Here is a 19098-nt window from a genome sequence, read left to right as displayed (position 1 = left end):
GCTCACGCCAGGGCCTTAAAATTTCTTTAAGGCCTGCTGAGCTTGCTGAATGGCTTTGGTGTTTTTTTGCAGTTGAGCTGCTTTCAGGCGCACCTGCCAGAGCTGCTTTTTCATTGCATTGGTCTGCGCATAGCTCAAACCACGTAAGGCGAAAGCATCTGCACGGGCCGGCTGGTTTTTACGGTTTGCGATCAAGCCAAGATACAGATAAGTTTCTGAAGCTTGGGGCGCCAAACGCTGAGCTTGTACTGCAGAAGTTTCAGCTTGATTATATTGCTGCTTGCTATAGGCCTGCTGAGTTTGCTGCATCAATTTTTTAAATGCAGGTAAGTTACGTCCATCATCAAACTTTTGTGCCTGAGGCTTTTGCTCAGGGATCACAATCTTCTGACGTTTAATCTCCGGTCGATCATAGGGCGTAATCACTACACCATCAGGTGTAGAGGATTTTGGTTTCTGCTGAACCGGAGGTTTAGTAGGAGCCGCAGGCTGTTCTGGATCCGACATGCTTTGGCAGCCCACCAGACCGAGGATGAGCAGACCAGGAATCAATTTTCTTAACATAAACATAGACTCAATTATTGGCTATAACTTCCACTCGCGATAATACGGGTTTGTTTAGCAACTTCGCGTTCTATTTCTGTTTCACTTTCTTGTATATAACGACTGAGATCATCATCTTCCTCATCTTCTGGTGAAGGTTCTGAATCAATCGTATAAGGTTCAGTGGCGTAATGCGAGATGCCACAAGCAGTTGCCTGATTAGGCAAGGCATGACGTGAAATCGGAATATACATGGCACCATCACAGCCTTGGGCAGTCAGTTTACCTGTATAACGGTCCAGCCAGTGCCATTCGATTTCATTAGGCTGTGCCAGATTCACCGGCTTCTGACGGAGCTGTTTCATGACATTGGTCCAGACCGGAAGTGCACCTGAAGAACCGGTTAATCCAGTGACTTTGTTGTCATCCAGACCTAACCAGACCACTGTCATATAGTTGCCAGAATAACCTGCAAACCATGAATCACGGGTATCGTTTGTCGTACCCGATTTACCCGCCAGATTCAGGTTGCGTGGCAAACTGTTATAGGCAGAACGACCAGTACCACTCGACATGACCTGTTGTAAACCATAATTCAGAGCATAGGCTGATGCTGGATCAATCGTCGGCTGAACACTTAAGCTGTAACGTTCAAGCGAGCGGCCATTCGCATCGACTACAGAACGAATCGATTTCACCGGATATTTAAAGCCACCTGTTGCGAAGTTACCGTAAATATTCATCACTTCCATCGGTGACATGTCTACTGCACCTAAATAAATAGATGGATAAGAAGGAATGTCAGAAGTCACACCGAATTTTTGCAGATGGTTAATAAAGGTCGACAGGCCAAATTCCTGTGCCAAACGTACCGCAGACAGGTTATAGGATTGTGACAGGGCAAGAGACATCGGTACTACACCATGTGCGCTACCACTATAGTTTTTCGGTGTCCAGGGTTTGCCATCACTTTGAATGGTGATCTGACTGTCTTCAATTGGACTGGCCCAGTGATAACGATTCGATTCTAGCGCTGTCAGATAAATCACCGGTTTGAGTAATGAACCCACCTGACGCTTGGCATCTAAAGCACGGTTAAAACCGGTAAAGTCCTGGGTAGAACCTACCGCTGCAACTAGTTCGCCATTTTCAGGGTGTGCGACCAGAACAGCGCCCTGCAAATCTTTTAGACGGCCTGGATTGGCTTTGCTTAAACGGGCTACACTTTCCTTAAAGCTGTCTTGAATTCGGGTTTGTGCCAATGGATCTAAGGTTGTGAAAATACGCAGACCCTGGTTGGTTAAATCAGTTTCCTGATATTCGGTACGCAACTGACGGCGAACGATATCCAGAAAATCCGGGAAGCGAGCAGGGCCTAAAGTTGGCTTGGAAATGACGTTCAGCGGACGGGCAGTTTCTGTTTCATACTGATCTTGGGTCAGATTACCCATTACCAGCATATTATTCAGAACCACATCACGACGTTTTTTTGCAAGTTCAGGATTACGCCATGGGTTATACAGGCTTGGACCTTGGACCAGACCGACTAAAAAGGCCTGTTGGGAAATATTCAGTTCACGTAGTGGCAAGCCAAAATAAAATTGTGAAGCCAGACCATAACCGTTTACAGAATAGTTGCCATTCTGGCCCAGATTCACTTCATTTAAATAAGCTTCCAGAATCTCATCTTTGCCATAATGCAATTCAATCAGCATCGCCATAAAGGCTTCATTCACCTTACGTTTTAAAGTGCGTTCTGGTGTTAAGTAGAAATTCTTGACCAGCTGCTGGGTGAGGGTCGACCCCCCCTGACGCTTACCACCAGTAATGTTGCTCACTACTGCACGTGCGATCCCGCGTGGAGATACGCCATGGTGATTGTAGAAATTGCGGTCTTCGGTAGCAATTAACGCATCAATTAACGGTTTAGGCACTTTATTGAGCTTAATCAGCACACGGTCTTCATTATGCTGTGGATAAATACCACCAATCAATAAAGGTTCCAGACGGGCAATCCCGCTAGAAGAGGGTTTAGTCGCACTTACTTCAGCAATCTGATCGCCATTAAAGCTGACTTTCAATACCTGTTCAGGTTCAACGCGATCGCCAAAATCAAAGCCACGGGTATGCACATACATGGTATTGCCAGTGCTGACAAAGCTGCCCGATTTGGTATAGCTGTCTGAACCTTTATAACCCAGTAATTTTAATTCTTGTTGGAAATCCTGCTGGCTGACCGGGGCATTTACATACACTTCCATCGGGCGTGCGAAAACCTTGGCCGGAATATCCCAGCGTTGACCTTCAAATTTTTCACGCACAATATTATCTAATTTAATCAAATAGATACTAAATGCTACAAATGCAGAAATGACTAGAATGGAGAAGATTAAGGCAATGAACCCCATACCTCGTTCAGATTTCATAAATGACGATAAGACCCTGTGAAATTGTGCTAATCATGCGAAGCTTTTCATTATTTTGCAATATTTAATCAATTATTGAGATTAAAATTAAAATTAAACTTCACATTTTCTCCTTAATTTCAATCTATTTCAATTCAATCCTGCACAGCTTTGTCATGTTATAAATTGTCATCCTATTCAAGCTTAATGTTATGATAAGCAGGATTCGAAGCGGAGCGACGACACTGGTGCAAATTTCCCACAAGACATTTCGAAATATCGGGTTGATTGGACGCCCGGATAAATCTTCAGTGGTTGAAACCTTATGCCTGATCCACGATCATCTGCTCAATTTAGGTCTACATCCTGTTTTTGATGCAGATACAGCTGAACTGGTTCCTTATCAGAATACCCAAACAGTTAGCCGCGCCTTGTTGGGCGAAGTGGTTGATCTGGTGATTGTGGTAGGTGGGGATGGTTCACTGTTACATGCAGCGCGGGCATTGGTAAAATACAATACGCCAGTGATCGGGGTGAACCGTGGTCGTTTGGGCTTCCTGACCGATATCAAGCCAACTGAAGTCATCTTTAAACTAGATCAGGTATTAAAAGGTGATTTTCAGGCAGAACGCCGTTTCCTGCTGGAAATGGAAGTTCGCTCCAAAGGTGAAATCATCTATGATGCGATTGCCCTGAATGATGTGGTCTTGCACTCCGGTAAATCGGTACACATGATTGATTTCGAGCTGAATATTGATGGACAATATGTCTATCGCCAGCATAGTGATGGTCTGATTGTATCTACACCGACCGGTTCAACAGCCTATGCGCTTTCCGGTGGTGGGCCGATTGTGCATCCAAGTATGGATGCAATTGTGCTGGTGCCGATGCATCCGCATACCTTGTCTTCACGTCCGATTGTGGTCGGAGGGCATAGTGAAATTAAACTGATGATTCGTGAAAATCGCGTACTGCCGATGGTGAGTGCGGATGGACAACACAGTGTGTCTTTGAATGTTGGCGATAGCGTCCATATTCGTAAGCATCCCTTTAAACTGAATCTTCTGCATCCGCCAGGTTATGACTTCTATAATGCATGTCGAACCAAACTGGGCTGGAATCAGGACTTCGACTATCTTAAGCAGGATTAAATATGAATATTGAACAAATGCTTGCCGTACTCAATCCTGAGATTGTAGAACGCTTAAGAACAGCCATTGAAATTGGCAAGTGGCCAAATGGTGTAGCACTGACTCAGGAGCAGCGTCAGACCTGTATGCAGGCTGTCTATGCCTGGGAAATGAAAAACCTGCCAGAAACCGAACGTAGCGGTTATATCGATCGTGGCACTAAAAAAGGAGGCGAACAATGTGATGATGATCATCACAAAAATGAGCCGGAATTCAAGCCGATCCGTTTTGTTTAATTGAAACCGAAAAAAAGACCACAAATGTGGTCTTTTTTAATATCTGCCATAGGAATTTGATTAAACTGAAAGACGGGTATTCCAGAGTTCTCTGGCTTTTTGCATCGCTGCTTCATAGCTGTCACATTCGCCCATGGTATACAGTGCAATGCCCATAGTTTCAACCACTGCGATTTCCCCATATTCATGTAAGCGTTGACCTTCCCACACTTGCTTAAATACAGCCAGATCCAGCTCTTCTTCAATCGGACTACGGTTGTCAGTCAGTTTTGGTAATTCGTGCTCATAAAGTTCGCCATTCTTAATTCCGCAGATTAAAGTTTTGGCATCTGGATTACGTTCGAACTCACCACCTTCACCCTTAATGACCGCACTATTTTGATAACCTAACTTGTAAGCGGACTGTTGGTGTGAACTACGATAAGCAGGGTGGAAAATAGCCTGTAAAGTTGCTTTGGCATTAAATGGATTAATCAGACGTGCCAGCGTATGAATCGGGGAGCGTAAGCCCATGACATTACGTAGCCCGATCAACTCAGCCAGAATTGGAGAGATCACCTCCAATGGCAGGTAAGCAAAATGTTTGTCTTTAAGCTGCTGTTCCACCTCAACATCATTCTGGCAGATCGGATAGCCTAAGTAGTTAAGTACCTGTTCTGTATAGACCCGATTCAAGGTATGACCTGAAGCACCATGCATCACGATATTATAGCCATGCTTAGCAAGGGTAAGCGCAGCCAGAATGAACCAGGGATAATGTTTGCGTTTGCCTGCATAAGAAGACCAGTCCAGATCAACATCAAGAGCCTTAAAATTCAGTTGGTCACGGGTCGCCTGCACAAAGCCTGCGAGTTCATCAACAGATTCTTCTTTGACGCGTAATAGCATCAGAAAAGCGCCCAGTTGTACGTCCAGTACTTCATTTTTCAGGATCATGCTAAAAGCCTGATAGGCTTCTTCATAGCTTAAAGAACGTGCACCATTTTTTCCCTTGCCAATAATACGAATAAACTGGGCAAAAGGATGTTCGGCATCTTTATAAATATTTCGCTTTGTGGTCATGGGCATAGATCAATCATGTTCATCAAGTATTGGCATATTTTACGCTGATATTGGTATTTCACCTTCTTATTTTGCAGAATTATTAGAGTTTTATAAGACTATAGTCTAAGAGTTGTTGTTTAGTATTTAGGCAAATTTAACATTTCGGGTTAAACAAAAGTCTAAAAAGCGGTTAAAATTTCACGCAATTCTTGTGTTTGCTTCATCTCCTGATCAATGCACTGATTTTTCTTAAAGATCGGTGTTCCTGTGATTGTTAAACGTACATACACATTCTAATTTCAGTATCAGATTAATTTCTTGATACATAGGCACTTTTTTGTTTCAGACAATGAAGTATTGGACGCTTGTTTTTTAAAAATAAGTGAAAACTGAATATTGCTTCTGGTTAGAAGTATATCGTGAAGTAAGGTTATGGCTAAAAAACCAATTTATAAGTCGCTTTATTTTCAAGTGATTGTAGCCATTATTGCGGGTATCCTCGTCGGACATTTCTCGCCAAGTGGTACACAAATCATTAATGGTGCAGAACAATATGTTCCAGGTCTGGGCGAACAACTGAAGCCGCTGGGTGATGCATTTATCCGTTTAATTAAAATGATCATCGCACCTGTGATTTTCTGTACCGTAGTTAGCGGGATCGCAGGCATGGAGAGCATGAAATCAGTCGGTAAAACTGGTGGTGTTGCTCTACTTTACTTCGAAATCGTGTCAACGATGGCGCTGATCATTGGTCTTCTGGTAATTAATATTGCCAAACCAGGCGTTGGGATGAATGTTGATCCGGCATCGCTGGACACTGCCGGGATTTCTAAATATGTAGAGTCGGGTGCTTCTCAGTCTACCGTTGATTTCTTTATGAATATCATTCCAAATACGGTGGTTGGAGCATTTGCTGAAGGCGAAATCCTGCAAGTCCTTTTATTTGCGATCCTGTTCGGTTTTGCATTGCACAAACTGGGTGCACAAGGTAAGCCAGTTCTCAAACTGGTAGATCAGATTTCACATGTGTTCTTTAACATCGTGAACATGATCATGAAACTTGCGCCTATTGGTGCATTTGGTGCGATGGCTTTCACGATCGGTAAATATGGGATCGGTTCTCTGGCGCAATTGGCCCAGTTGATCATCTGTTTCTATATCACCTGTTTGCTGTTCATCTTTATTGTGCTGGGTTCAATTGCACGCTTTACCGGCTTTAGCATTGTCAAGATGATTCGCCTGATTCGCGAAGAGCTGTTGATTGTACTCGGTACTTCATCATCTGAATCTGTATTGCCACGTATGTTGAAAAAACTTGAGCTTGCAGGTGCTGAAAAGTCAGTGGTAGGTCTGGTCATTCCAACCGGTTATTCATTTAACCTGGATGGTACTTCAATTTACCTGACAATGGCAGCAATCTTCATTGCACAGGCGACCAATACGCAACTTGATTTGTCTCACCAGATTACCTTGCTTCTCGTATTGCTCATTTCTTCTAAAGGTGCAGCGGGTGTAACTGGTTCAGGCTTTATCGTGATGGCAGCAACCTTAGCGGCTGTAGGTAATATTCCGGTTGCAGGTCTGGCCTTGATTCTCGGTATTGATCGCTTCATGTCTGAAGCCCGTGCCTTGACCAATCTGGTCGGTAACTCTTTGGCAACTCTGGTTGTAGCAAAATGGGTCGGTCAGTTAGATATGGACAAGCTGAACTATGCATTAGCAAATCCGGCTGAAATTGATGAAAAAATGGCGCAAGAAGGCAACAATGCTCATTAAGTTTGAGTTTGTCTTATAGGTCATAAAAAAGGAAGCTTCGGCTTCCTTTTTTATTTTTATCTGACTGTGAAGTTAGCAAAAAAATAAGTCAGGTACATGACAGCCTTTCTAAAAATAGTTAGCCTGTGCACAGGAAATAAAACGATAAACACGATAAGGATAAAAGAATGCTGGCTTACGATGCTGACCTGGAACTTTTCCGCGACAATTTCAAACGCTTTATGAATGAACATGTAGCGCCTTACTATGAAGAGTGGGAGCGTGAAGGCATGATGCCGCGTTCAGTCTGGAATGCCATGGGCGAAAATGGCTTTTTGTGTGTCGATGTCCCGGAAGAATATGGTGGCTATGGTGTTCCGACCCACTATTCCCTGATGTTGATTGAAGAGTCAGCTCGAGCAGGCTATAGCGCCATCTCAACCGGCCTGTCTTGTCACTCGGATATCGCAGCGCCGTATATCTTGCATATCGGTACAGAAGAGCAGAAAAAATACTGGCTACCGAAAATGGTATCTGGTGAAGTGGTCGGTGCGATTGGCATGACTGAGCCGGGTGCAGGTTCTGATCTGCAAGCCATGCGAACCAATGCCATCTTGCAGGATGACCATTATTTATTGAATGGTTCTAAAACTTTTATCTCCAATGGTCAGCATGCTGACTTAGTCGTATTAGCCGTGAAAACCGATCCACAAGCACGCGCCAAAGGTGTGTCTTTGATGCTGGTGGATACGCATCTGGAAGGCTTTAAAAAAGGCAAGAATCTGGACAAGATTGGTCTGCATTCACAGGATACTTCAGAGCTGTTCTTTGATAATGTCAAAGTACCGAAAGACCAGTTGCTGGGTCAGCCAGGTCAGGGCTTCGTGTATCTGATGCAGGAACTTCCACGTGAACGTACTGCTATTGCTGCTACTGCACTAGGCGCCATTCGTGGCTCGATTGATGTAACGACTCAATATGTCAAAGAGCGTCAGGCCTTTGGTCAGGCGATTGGCCAGTTTCAGAATACCCGTTTTGTACTGGCACAGGCCAAGATTGACGAGCTGGCAACAGCAGCTTTCTATAACCAGAATGTTGAGTTGTATATGCAAGGCAAGCTGGATGTAGAAACGGCAGCAGCGCTAAAGAGTTTCTCTACTGATATGCAGATGAAAGTTGCTGATAATCTGCTTCAGCTCTTTGGTGGTTATGGCTATATGACTGAATATCCGATTTCGCGTTTCTTTGTTGATGCCCGCATTCAACGGATCTATGGCGGTACCAATGAAATCATGAAAGAAATTGTTGCACGTGGTCTGCTTGGACGTTAAAAATCAACAGATAAAAAAGAGTCCTAAATGGACTCTTTTTTTATGGAAAGAATATTCTTGAAATCTAGATGTTTTAAGATTTTAGTACATCCAGACATTCATGAATAAAAATTGGCAAATCATTGGGTACTCGAGATGAAATCAGCTGATTATTGTCATTGACCAGTTCAACATCATAATAAGTCGCACCCGCATGTTGTACCCGAGGAGCATGTGCACGGATACTGGTAATGATGCGGTTTTTTAAAACATCAGCTTCACTGAGTAATAAAGATGCATCACAAAAACTGAAGATGGTCTTTTTGGCCTCATTAAAAGCCTGGATAAAATGTAAGACTCGCGTATCGTTGGCGAGGGAAACTGGTGATTCACCGCCCGGAATGAGTAAGGCATCAAAATCATCAATACTGATATGATCAATTCCCCGATCAATGGTTACACTCGACTGGCCATGTAGTCCATGTACGACTTTTCCGGCATGCAGTTCAATATTACAGACACTGTGCTCTGCAGCAAGTAAGGCCGCAACAGGCTCAGTATATTCAAGATCTTCAAAATTATTCGTTACAAGTACCGCTATTCTTTTTGGCATTATAGGCACCCCCAATATAGTTTTAAATTAGACTAGCGATTTAAGGTTTAAAAAACGTCTCTGCTTTGTAACCAAATAGTGATTTAGTGTAAAAAATCCAATTAAATCAAAGGAAAATGATCAAAAAAACAGTTTTCTATGTGCATTTTATTGTGAACTGTCACTCAGATTTTAAGTAGTTAAACTAGAGGAATCGAGATGGCTTTATTTTTATTTTCTTATGCTTAAAATCGTTATGTAGATTAAGAAATAGTGATATTTCATCTTGATAAAAATCAGTTAAGATGGGCGGGCAAAGTTTACAATTTGATAATGTAAAACATGCGAAAATGCTGAAAGAAATGTTACCAGATATGACTAAAGCGATGAACGGTTAAAATCAAATCCCTGTTTTTAAGAATTAATCTACTAAAGTTATATTGTGTAACATTTGCAGCGCACTAATTGTTATACTGCACAGATAAGGTTTATGAAGGGCGACATCACGATGATCAACGACGATCAAAACACAACGGCTTCTTTAGATTTGGCTAAAATTCGTGAAGATATCGATTCAGTTGATCAACAAATCCAGCAATTGATTAACCGTCGTGCACGTTTGGCTGAGGCTGTAGCAAAAGCGAAATTCGCATCTGAAGAAAATCCGCTGTTTTACCGTCCGGAACGTGAAGCACAGGTTTTGCGCAATGTTATGGAGCGCAATGAAGGACCATTGTCAGATACGACGATGGCACGTCTGTTCCGCGAGATCATGTCGGCTTGTTTGGCGCTTGAAGCACCGCAAAGTATTGCATTTTTGGGACCTGTTGGTACCTACACACACTCAGCAGTATTGAAACATTTTGGTCATGATGCTGTGGTTCGTCCATTACCCACCATTGATGAAGTATTCCGTGAAGTAGAAGCGGGCAGTGCACATTATGGTCTGGTGCCTGTTGAAAACTCCTCTGAAGGGGTAGTGAACCACACTTTAGACTGTTTCAAGACTTCGCATCTGAATGTGATTGGCGAAGTAGAATTACCCATTCATCACCAGTTCCTGATCTCTGAAAATACCCGTAAAGACAGTATTAAACAGATCTATGCACATCAGCAGACTCTGGCTCAGTGCCGTAAATGGCTGGATGCCCATTATCCAGGTGTAGAACGTGTGGCACTCAGTTCAAATGCTGAAGCGGCACGCCGTATTCAGAATGAATGGCATTCTGCTGCGATCGCTTCTGAAATTGCTGCGAATATTTATAATCTTGAGATTATGCACAGCAATATTGAAGACAACCCAGAGAACACGACACGCTTCCTGGTGATTGGCCGTGAAAAAGTGCCACAAAGCGGCAATGATAAAACTTCATTACTGGTGTCTGCACATGACCGTGCCGGTGCATTGCTGGAAATTCTGGCTCCATTTGCCAAACACAACATTAGTCTAACCAGTATTGAAACTCGACCTGCACTTCCTGAAAAATGGGCTTATGTATTCTTTATCGATCTTGAAGGTCATATTGAGCAGGAAAATGTTAAAGCTGCGATCGAAGAAATTCGTCCGTTTGTGAAAGAAGTCCGCGTGCTTGGTTCATATCCTGCAGCTGTTTTATAAAAGCAGCCTTTCGTGGTTAGTGCGAGGGTGCTAACCACTGTTTCATCTGTAAATCGGAAGTATAAAATGTCGTTTGTCCCAGCCAATGAAGGCATCTCTAAATTAAAGCCATATCAACCAGGTAAACCGATCAGTGAACTTGAGCGTGAGTTGGGCATCACTGATATCGTGAAACTGGCTTCAAATGAAAACCCGCTGGGCTGTTCAGATAAAGTCAAAGAAGCAGTGGCTGCGGAACTGGCGGAAATTGGCCGTTATCCTGATGGCGGTGGCTTTATCCTGAAAGATCAGATCAAGACACAATTCGGTTTTGATCATAACCAGATTACTTTGGGTAATGGTTCAAACGACTTACTTGAAATATTTGCCCGCGCATTTGTTTCTGAAAAAGATTCTGTGGTGTATAGCCAGCATGCGTTTGCGGTATATGCACTGGTGACTCAAGCGATTAACGCTGAAGCGATCGAAGTACCTGCTAAAGGTTTCTCACATGACCTTGAAGCGATGGCGGCTGCGGTAAAAGACAACACCAAGCTGATCTTTATTGCAAACCCGAATAACCCGACAGGGACCTGGTTTGAAGAAGCTGAATTTGAAGCATTCATGCAGAAAGTTCCTGCGAACGTGATCGTGGTGCTAGATGAAGCCTATGTGGAATATTTCCCAGAGAACTTCAATAGCCTAAAATTCCTGAAACAGTATCCAAACCTGATTGTCAGCCGTACGCTGTCTAAGTGCTATGGTCTGGCTGCACTGCGTGTTGGTTTTGCCCTGGCTTCTGTTGAAGTGACTGATTACCTGAACCGTATCCGTCAGCCATTTAACGTGAACCACTTGGCGATGGTTGCTGCGGTGGCTGCACTGAAAGACGAAGCATTCATCGAGAAATCTCGTGAAGTAAATAAAGCAGGTATGGCACAGCTAGAAGCCGGCTTCAAAGCTTTAGGCCTGAACTATGTACCTTCACGCGCAAACTTCATCTTGGTTGATGTACAGGCTGATCCAGCTGAAACATTTAACAAGTTGTTGAAAGAAGGCGTGATCGTACGTCCAGTGGGTATTCCAAACCACCTGCGTGTATCGATTGGTACTGAAGCTGAAAATGCCAAATTCCTTGCTGCATTAGGTAAAGTACTTGGCTTAGAGGCGAAAGCGTAAGTTATGTCGCAGCCACTGTTTGAAAAAGTTGCCTTTATCGGACTTGGACTGATTGGTTCAAGTCTGGCGCGTGTCATTCAGGCCGAGCATTTAGCCAATGACATCGTGGCATCGACCCGCTCACAAAAAACTTTGGAAGATGCCAAGGCACTCGGTCTGATTTCCCACGGCTATGCAGATCCCGTAGAAGCTGTTAAAGGGGCTGACATGGTGGTGCTGGCTTTACCTGTTCGTGCAACGCAAAAGGTATTGGAAACCGTCAAGCCATATCTGGCTGAGGGCGCCATTATCACCGATGTGGGTAGTACCAAGGGTAATGTGGTAGAAGCAGCCAAAGCCGTATTTGGTGAAAATCTACCAGCCGGTTTTGTGCCAGGGCATCCGATTGCGGGTGCTGAACATACCGGGGTGCATGCGGGTAAGGTGGATCTGTTCGCTAATCACAAGGTAATTTTGACACCGTTGCCAAGCAGCGGACAATGGGCGGTCGATAAACTGATTCAACTGTGGCAAGCGGCCAAAGCGGAAGTGATTTGTATGGATGTGGAAAAGCACGATGAAGTGCTGGCCCATACCAGTCATCTTCCGCATCTGATGGCCTTCAACCTGGTCGAACAACTGGCCAAACGCGAAGACAATCTGAATATTTTTCGTTATGCTGCCGGTGGCTTTCGCGACTTCTCGCGTATTGCCGCCAGTGATCCACAAATGTGGCATGACATCTTTTTTGCCAATAAAAAGGCGATTCTCAATGCCGTGGACGGCTTTGAAGCTCAACTCGCGATTATCCGCAAGCTGATTGAAGATGAAGATTCACAAGCCTTAATGGGCTTATTGGGGCATGCGCAGGCTGCGCGTCAGCACTTCAATCATATGCTCGCCAAGAAACCTTTCATGGAGAAAAATAAAGTGACACAACAATTTACCATTCAACCAGGTGCCAAGACGTTCCAGGGTAAATTTACCGTGCCAGGTGACAAATCTGTGTCACACCGTTCCATCATGTTTGGTGCCATCGCTGAAGGCACAACGCATGTAACGGGTTTCCTTGAAGGTGAAGATGCGCTTGCGACGCTGCAAGCCTTCCGTGACATGGGCGTAAGTATTGAAGGTCCTAAGAATGGCGAAGTGACCATTCATGGCGTGGGTATGCACGGCCTGAAAGCACCGAAGTCTGCACTGTATATGGGTAACTCAGGTACTTCGATGCGTCTGCTGTCTGGTATGCTGTCAGCACAAAAATTTGACTCGGTGATGACCGGTGATGCTTCGCTGTCTAAACGTCCAATGGAGCGTATTGCTAAACCATTACGTTTGATGGGTGCACAGATTCAAACTACGGGTGAACGTGGTACACCACCAGTATCGATTACCGGTAATCAAAACCTGAAAGGTATTCAATACGACTTGCCAATGGCATCGGCTCAGGTGAAGTCTGGGATTTTGCTAGCGGGTCTTTGGGCTGAGGGCGAAACTTCAGTGACTGAACCTGAACCAACCCGTGACCATACTGAACGTATGTTGCGTGCGTTTGGTTATGACGTAAAAACTGAAGCTAACCGTATTTCCCTGCAAGGTGGCGGCAAACTGGTGGGTACCAATATTCAAGTCCCATCGGATATTTCTTCTGCTGCTTTCTTTATGGTCGGTGCAGCGATTACTGAAAATGCTGACGTGACTTTGGAAGCGGTAGGCATTAACCCGACCCGTACTGGTGTGATTGAAATCCTGAAACAGATGGGTGCGGACATCGCTGTTGAAAATGAACGTATTGCGGGCGGTGAACCGATTTCAGACATTCGCATTCGCGGTACACGTACCTTAAAAGGCATTCATATGCCGGAAGACCAAGTGCCACTAGCAATTGATGAATTCCCGGCATTGTTTATCGCGGCAGCTTGTGCTGAAGGCCAAACGATTCTAACTGGTGCTGCTGAGCTGCGTGTCAAAGAATCGGATCGTATTCAGGTGATGGCAGATGGTCTGAAAACCATGGGCATTGATTGTACGCCAACTGATGATGGCATTATCATTGAAGGTAAGGGTAAGGCAGGTGACTGGTCACCAATCTTCACAGGTGGTGAAATTGAATCACATCATGACCACCGTATTGCAATGAGCTTCTCGATTGCAGGTCTGCGTAACTCAGGTGAAATTAAGATTGTCGGGACTGAAACCGTCGCAACCAGCTTCCCAACCTTCACTGAATTGACTTCTCAAGCCGGTCTGGCGATAGAAGTGACAGAATAATTCTAAAATTTACATGAAACAGCCAAGCTTTTGCTTGGCTGTTTTGTTTATATTGGCTTATGCTAAAACCATACAACAAAAAAGCCATTTGGATGTAGCAATGCGAAAATTAAAATTTATGGCCAATCCTCAGAGCCAGCAACAATTACAGGGCAGTCAGCAGACTCAAGAATATGTGGCACATCTGCTGACGGAAGAGCTCGGTAAATATGGCTTTAAAACCTTGGCGCAAAGTGGCGCACAAGTGGCCGTAAGTGTCGATGAACACGAGTTGCCATTATCAGTGAGCTGTGAGACACGAGATCAGGAAGGGCAACTGATTTGTGAAATTGCTTCTTATCCGGATGAAGAACAGGACTGGCTGGACCGGATTACAGAACAAAGTTTATTAAATCAGTTGGCACAAGCCGTTGAAGCATCATTGAAAGAACAAGAAAGTTTTAGTGAGTTTGAGTGGAAGAACTAGTTCAACAAATGCAAAGGGTTTTGCCCATACTACAAAGTGAACGTCTTGTTTTAGATTATTTTAAGCCATCTGATGCTGCGGAAGCCTATGCCTCGATTACCCCGAGTCTGACCCGTTTTATGGCATGGGATGCACCGGAATCTGAACAGATATTTGCAACAGTCTGACAAAACTGGCTAAACAATATGGCTGATCATAAAGAATACATCTTTGTGATCCGTCATATTGAAAGACATGAATTTATCGGACTATGTGGTTTACATCGACTGCATGATGAAATACCTGAAGTGGGTATCTGGATTCGTGAAAAGGCGCATGGTCATCATTATGGACATGAGGCAGTACGTTGCATTGTGGCCTATGCTTTCAATACATTAGGGATCAAAGCTTTGAGCTATCCGGTAGCCGAAGAAAACTGGGCTAGCCGAAAAATTGCAGAACGTGTAGGTGGAAAAATTACCAACCACCTAGATAAACCTAAATATCGGGCTGTAATTTATGAAATTCATGCTAAAGATTTTATTTCTGAATAAAAAAACCTCATCATTCGATGAGGTTTTTTTTGATCAGCTTAATGCGAGGAAACGGCTCATCGCAATCCGAAGCTGTTTTAAATAACCGGTAAAGAAATGATTTGCGCCAGGCAAGATCGTGACCAGATGACGTTGAGGCTTGGCCCATTCAATCATGTCGGATAAAAGCGTGACATCATCCGCTTCACCATGGATAAATAAAATATCACCTTTGATCTGTGGAGTAACATAGTGACGTAGGCCAGCTACGGTCGCAGTCGGTAGGCCACACAAAATCACTTTTGAAGGTTGCAGTTCAACGGGCAGGGCAGCGTAACACTTGGCCATGACATGTGCGCCAAAACTGAAACCGCCTGCAAAGAAAGGCAGGCCAATATGTTGGCGACGCGCATATTTAATGACTTCAAGTATATCATCCGTTTCACCAAAGCCTTCATCATGCAGACCGGCACTTTGACCAGAACCACGGAAACTTGGACGATAGACAACACAACCACGCTCTAAAAACATTTGTGCCAGTAACACCGGAACCTTATGTTGTGGTGTGCCACCTTGTAATGGATGGGGATGACAAACAATCGCGAATCCTTTCACTTCACCCTGAGGATAATCCACAAAAACCTCAAGTTGGCCAGCAGGGCCTTGGAGGAAGATTGGTTCGGACATAGAAAACCGATAAATTGCAGGAGAATTTTCTATTTTAACGATTATGATAAATAAAAACATGAATTGGAATTAAAATAAGTCTACTGATATAGTTTGATTAATCATTTTTTAACCAGGTTGCTATGCTTGCTTTAATTTCACCAGCCAAGACTTTAGATTACGAAACACCTTTACCTACCGATCAATTTACTCAGGCAAGATTGCTGGAACATTCCCAGGAATTGATAGAAGTTGCCCGCAAGTTATCCGCAACTGAAATTGCCAGCTTAATGAGCGTCAGTGAAAAAATTGCCAATCTGAATGCGGAACGCTTTAGAGACTGGCAGCCAGATTTTGATTTTTCCAATGCTCGTCAGGCAATCTTTGCCTTTAAAGGGGACGTTTATACCGGTCTGGATGCTTACCAGTTAAAGCAGGATCAGATTCATTACGCACAGAACCATCTGCGTATGTTATCCGGCCTATATGGCTTATTGCGTCCGCTGGATCTGATGATGCCTTACCGTCTGGAGATGGGAACCAAATTGACTAACCCACGTGGTGCTCATCTCTATGAGTTCTGGGGACATACCATCACTGACCTGATCAATCATGATCTGGCAGCAGCAGAGTCTGAAATTCTGGTCAATATTGCCTCTGATGAATATTACAAGGCAGTGAAAGAAAGCAAAATTCAGGCTGAAATCATCAAGCCGGTATTTTTAGATCAGAAAAATGGCAAATATAAAGTCATCAGCTTCTATGCCAAGAAAGCTCGTGGATTAATGGCGCGCTTTATCATTGAAAACCAGATCAAACGAACTGAAGACTTAAAAGCCTTTAATACCGATGGGTATTATTTTGATGCTGAAAGTTCATTAAAAGGTGAGTTGGTATTTAGACGTGATGAGCAGCTAGCTGCTTAAGGTAAAAGATTTACCCAAGGCTGAATGAAGAAATTTTCTTAAAAGTCTTGGGTGAATTTAAGTTTAGCAATATTGAATTGAATAAAAATTAAAAAAAAGGGAAGGAACTTCCAAAATATCATTTATTTAGAAGAATTTTTAACAGGAAATGGATAAATTTTTTAGAAGAAAAGCTAAATAAAATAATGAAAGCTATAGTGAGCTTTAAAAGATATTTTTCACTCGATAAATTTATATAGTAAAGACAAATTTCTAAAAAAATAAAAAATAGAATCAATCAATTAATTTCTTTTAATATTCAAAAGATGACTAAAAAATAAAAAAATATGGCTCAGAAAATTATGATTAATTGAATAAGAAGTATAAAAAAATGAAGAATATAAAAACTCTAAATAATTGAAAAAACTGCATTTTATCGGGTTATTTGTAAACTATGTCACAATTTTATTGTTATTTTGTTAGCATAACTTCAATGCTGTTACATAACTCAACTACAAAAATGAAAATTTATACAATTCCTATTTTTGTGCTGATGGTGGGTTTACTCGGTTATTGTGTTCACCAACAGGCCGAAACAAAAAAATATGAAGAGCTTCATCAGATTCTGAAAGAAGTACAACATTCAACTAAATTGCTGAATGCAAATCGGCCCCGACCTTAATAGATTTGCTCTAAGCTCTTTGATTAGGGAATCAGGTACAAAGATAAAAATAAAATTATAATAAATAAAAGAAAATTTAATAATAGTAGAACTAGATTATATTAATTTTTAATAAAATATAAATTCTAAGAAGCAATCAGAAATCAATGTGTTATAATTTGCAAAAGATAAAGTTAGATCAAATTTACTTAAATTAAGTATTTGATTCTAATGATGAAAAAAGCTGCATAGGGGTTATGCAGCTTTTTTGTTTAGATTGTTTTTTGAGTTTTTCTAGCGCAGTTTTCTTACTGTTCGCTATTGAAACATTTTGACCCGCTAAATGGCGAAGCTGGCATATTCGTTGCTAACAGATCCTTAAAATTCATGAAGTTTTCTATAAAATTTCCTGGATTCGGCGGCATGCTTAAAGCATAAAGTTTACTCAATAGGGGCTAGGTCATGACGACTCCTAATCCATCTTCAGAAAATATGCTGGAACGTCTGTTCAAACTGAGTGAAAACAAAACCAGTTTCCGTACAGAAGTTCTGGCAGGTGTAACCACGTTCCTGACAATGTGTTACATTATTATTGTTAATCCGATGATTTTATCCGAAACAGGGATGGATCATGGGGCTGTCTTTGTAGCCACTTGTCTTGCAGCCGCAATTGGCTGTCTGGTAATGGGGCTTATTGCCAATTATCCAATTGCACTTGCACCGGGTATGGGCCTGAATGCCTTCTTTACCTACTCAGTCTGTCTGGGAATGGGTGTGCCTTGGCAAACTGCATTAGGTGCAGTATTTGTATCTGGTCTGGTCTTCATTGCCATCAGTATGTTCAAAATACGTGAGGCGATTGTCAATGCCATTCCAATGTCACTCAAACTGGCGATTGGCGGTGGTATTGGCCTGTTCCTGGCCCTGGTTGCACTGAAAAATGCTGGCATTATTATTGATAATCAAGCGACCTTGGTGGGTCTGGGTGATTTGAAACAGCCAACTGTTATGCTTGCGCTACTTGGCTTCCTGTTAGTGGTAGTAATGCATCACTTCAAAGTCCGTGGTGCGATCATTATCAGTATTTTGGTAATCACTGCCATTTCTACTGCTTTAGGTTATAACCAGTTCCAGGGTGTAGTGGGTCAAATTCCTTCACTCGCACCAACCTTCCTGCAAATGGACTTTCAAGGTCTGTTTACAGCCAGCCTGATCGGTGTGATCTTCGTATTCTTCCTGGTGGATCTGTTTGACTCTACTGGTACGCTAGTAGGTGTTTCACATCGTGCAGGTCTACTGAAAGATGGTAAGTTGCCGCGTCTGAAAAAAGCATTATTTGCCGATTCTTCTGCGATTGTTGCTGGGGCGGCGTTAGGTACTTCTTCAACTACTCCTTATATTGAATCATCAGCGGGTGTTGCAGCAGGTGGTCGTACCGGTCTGACTGCCGTCGTAGTTGGCTTGCTGTTCATTGCCTGCCTGTTCCTGGCTCCATTGGCTCAATCTGTACCAGGCTTTGCAACTGCTCCAGCATTGCTATTTGTCGGTGTATTGATGATTCAGGGTATTGTCCATATTGAATGGGATGATATTACTGAAGCGGTTCCGGCGTTCCTGACCATTGTATTCATGCCATTTACGTACTCAATTGCAGATGGTATCGCAATGGGTTTTATCAGCTATGCGCTGATTAAACTGCTGACAGGTAAAGCGAAAACTGTTCCATACATGGTATGGATCATCGCAGTACTGTGGGCATTGAAGTTCTGGATGTTTGGCGGCTAATT

General features: G+C 43.0%; 17 protein-coding genes. 12 read left to right on the top strand and 5 right to left on the bottom strand.

Annotation, left to right across the window (positions count from 1 at the left end; all coding sequences use genetic code 11):
* Nucleotides 1–15: 15 nt before the first annotated feature.
* Together FTU00_RS02560 and mrcB are read right to left on the bottom strand one after the other, a co-directional pair.
* Complete coding sequence (locus tag FTU00_RS02560; RefSeq protein WP_180179018.1) at nucleotides 16–564, bottom strand: tetratricopeptide repeat protein; 549 nt, start codon at nucleotides 562–564, stop codon at nucleotides 16–18.
* Between the two features lie 14 nt (nucleotides 565–578).
* Nucleotides 579–2969, bottom strand: a complete 2391-nt coding sequence (gene mrcB, locus FTU00_RS02555; protein ID WP_180179017.1) for a penicillin-binding protein 1B — start codon at nucleotides 2967–2969, stop codon at nucleotides 579–581.
* A gap of 191 nt (nucleotides 2970–3160) precedes the next feature.
* Here mrcB and FTU00_RS02550 point away from each other — a divergent pair, with 191 nt between their 5' ends.
* Nucleotides 3161–4099: an NAD(+) kinase gene (locus tag FTU00_RS02550; RefSeq protein ID WP_125279078.1), complete on the top strand. Its 939-nt coding sequence runs from the start codon at nucleotides 3161–3163 to the stop codon at nucleotides 4097–4099.
* A gap of 2 nt (nucleotides 4100–4101) precedes the next feature.
* Nucleotides 4102–4374 (top strand): YeaC family protein, encoded by a 273-nt coding sequence (locus tag FTU00_RS02545; RefSeq protein WP_180179016.1) that lies wholly within the window; start codon nucleotides 4102–4104, stop codon nucleotides 4372–4374.
* A gap of 60 nt (nucleotides 4375–4434) precedes the next feature.
* Here the strand turns inward: FTU00_RS02545 and FTU00_RS02540 are convergent, their stop codons facing one another.
* Nucleotides 4435–5436 carry a glycosyl transferase family protein gene (locus tag FTU00_RS02540; RefSeq protein ID WP_180179015.1) on the bottom strand — a complete coding sequence of 334 codons (1002 nt, stop codon included), beginning with the start codon at nucleotides 5434–5436 and terminating at the stop codon, nucleotides 4435–4437.
* Nucleotides 5437–5850: 414 nt separating this feature from the next.
* Here FTU00_RS02540 and FTU00_RS02535 point away from each other — a divergent pair, with 414 nt between their 5' ends.
* Both FTU00_RS02535 and FTU00_RS02530 read left to right on the top strand, forming a co-directional pair.
* Nucleotides 5851–7194, top strand: coding sequence for a dicarboxylate/amino acid:cation symporter (locus FTU00_RS02535; RefSeq protein ID WP_005236469.1), 1344 nt, complete (start codon nucleotides 5851–5853; stop codon nucleotides 7192–7194).
* Between the two features lie 167 nt (nucleotides 7195–7361).
* Nucleotides 7362–8504 (top strand): acyl-CoA dehydrogenase family protein, encoded by a 1143-nt coding sequence (locus tag FTU00_RS02530; RefSeq protein WP_005236468.1) that lies wholly within the window; start codon nucleotides 7362–7364, stop codon nucleotides 8502–8504.
* Between the two features lie 73 nt (nucleotides 8505–8577).
* Here the strand turns inward: FTU00_RS02530 and FTU00_RS02525 are convergent, their stop codons facing one another.
* Nucleotides 8578–9096 carry a DJ-1/PfpI family protein gene (locus tag FTU00_RS02525; RefSeq protein WP_180179014.1) on the bottom strand — a complete coding sequence of 173 codons (519 nt, stop codon included), beginning with the start codon at nucleotides 9094–9096 and terminating at the stop codon, nucleotides 8578–8580.
* 487 nt (nucleotides 9097–9583) lie between these two features.
* On the opposite strand from FTU00_RS02525, the gene pheA reads away from it, so the two are divergent.
* From pheA to FTU00_RS02500, 6 genes are all read left to right on the top strand, one after another.
* Complete coding sequence (gene pheA, locus FTU00_RS02520; RefSeq protein ID WP_125279073.1) at nucleotides 9584–10693, top strand: prephenate dehydratase; 1110 nt, start codon at nucleotides 9584–9586, stop codon at nucleotides 10691–10693.
* Between the two features lie 66 nt (nucleotides 10694–10759).
* Nucleotides 10760–11851, top strand: a complete 1092-nt coding sequence (gene hisC, locus FTU00_RS02515) for a histidinol-phosphate transaminase (protein ID WP_125279072.1) — start codon at nucleotides 10760–10762, stop codon at nucleotides 11849–11851.
* 3 nt (nucleotides 11852–11854) lie between these two features.
* Nucleotides 11855–14101: a bifunctional prephenate dehydrogenase/3-phosphoshikimate 1-carboxyvinyltransferase gene (locus FTU00_RS02510; RefSeq protein ID WP_180179013.1), complete on the top strand. Its 2247-nt coding sequence runs from the start codon at nucleotides 11855–11857 to the stop codon at nucleotides 14099–14101.
* Between the two features lie 100 nt (nucleotides 14102–14201).
* Nucleotides 14202–14567 (top strand): hypothetical protein, encoded by a 366-nt coding sequence (locus FTU00_RS02505; RefSeq protein ID WP_180179012.1) that lies wholly within the window; start codon nucleotides 14202–14204, stop codon nucleotides 14565–14567.
* A complete protein-coding gene (locus FTU00_RS15535) occupies nucleotides 14555–14734 on the top strand; it encodes a hypothetical protein (protein ID WP_257225632.1) in 180 nt (59 codons plus the stop codon). Before FTU00_RS02505 ends, FTU00_RS15535 begins: the two co-directional genes overlap by 13 nt.
* A gap of 18 nt (nucleotides 14735–14752) precedes the next feature.
* On the top strand, nucleotides 14753–15100 hold the full coding sequence (locus tag FTU00_RS02500) for a GNAT family N-acetyltransferase (protein ID WP_257229780.1): 348 nt from the start codon (nucleotides 14753–14755) through the stop codon (nucleotides 15098–15100).
* Between the two features lie 33 nt (nucleotides 15101–15133).
* Here FTU00_RS02500 and FTU00_RS02495 read toward each other — a convergent pair whose 3' ends face one another.
* On the bottom strand, nucleotides 15134–15766 hold the full coding sequence (locus FTU00_RS02495) for an alpha/beta hydrolase (protein ID WP_159123226.1): 633 nt from the start codon (nucleotides 15764–15766) through the stop codon (nucleotides 15134–15136).
* 122 nt (nucleotides 15767–15888) lie between these two features.
* Here FTU00_RS02495 and yaaA point away from each other — a divergent pair, with 122 nt between their 5' ends.
* Together yaaA and FTU00_RS02485 are read left to right on the top strand one after the other, a co-directional pair.
* A complete protein-coding gene (gene yaaA / locus FTU00_RS02490; RefSeq protein ID WP_180179011.1) occupies nucleotides 15889–16671 on the top strand; it encodes a peroxide stress protein YaaA in 783 nt (260 codons plus the stop codon).
* 1102 nt (nucleotides 16672–17773) lie between these two features.
* Entirely contained in the window at nucleotides 17774–19096 is a 1323-nt protein-coding gene (locus FTU00_RS02485) for an NCS2 family permease (protein ID WP_179993207.1), read from the top strand.
* Nucleotides 19097–19098: the final 2 nt, after the last annotated feature.

The sequence above is a fragment of the Acinetobacter sp. YH12041 genome (assembly GCF_013419975.1).
In the GTDB taxonomy this organism is placed as follows: Bacteria; Pseudomonadota; Gammaproteobacteria; order Pseudomonadales; family Moraxellaceae; genus Acinetobacter.
Note: the sequence above shows the minus strand (reverse complement) of the source record. Positions and strands in the feature narration are given on the sequence as shown.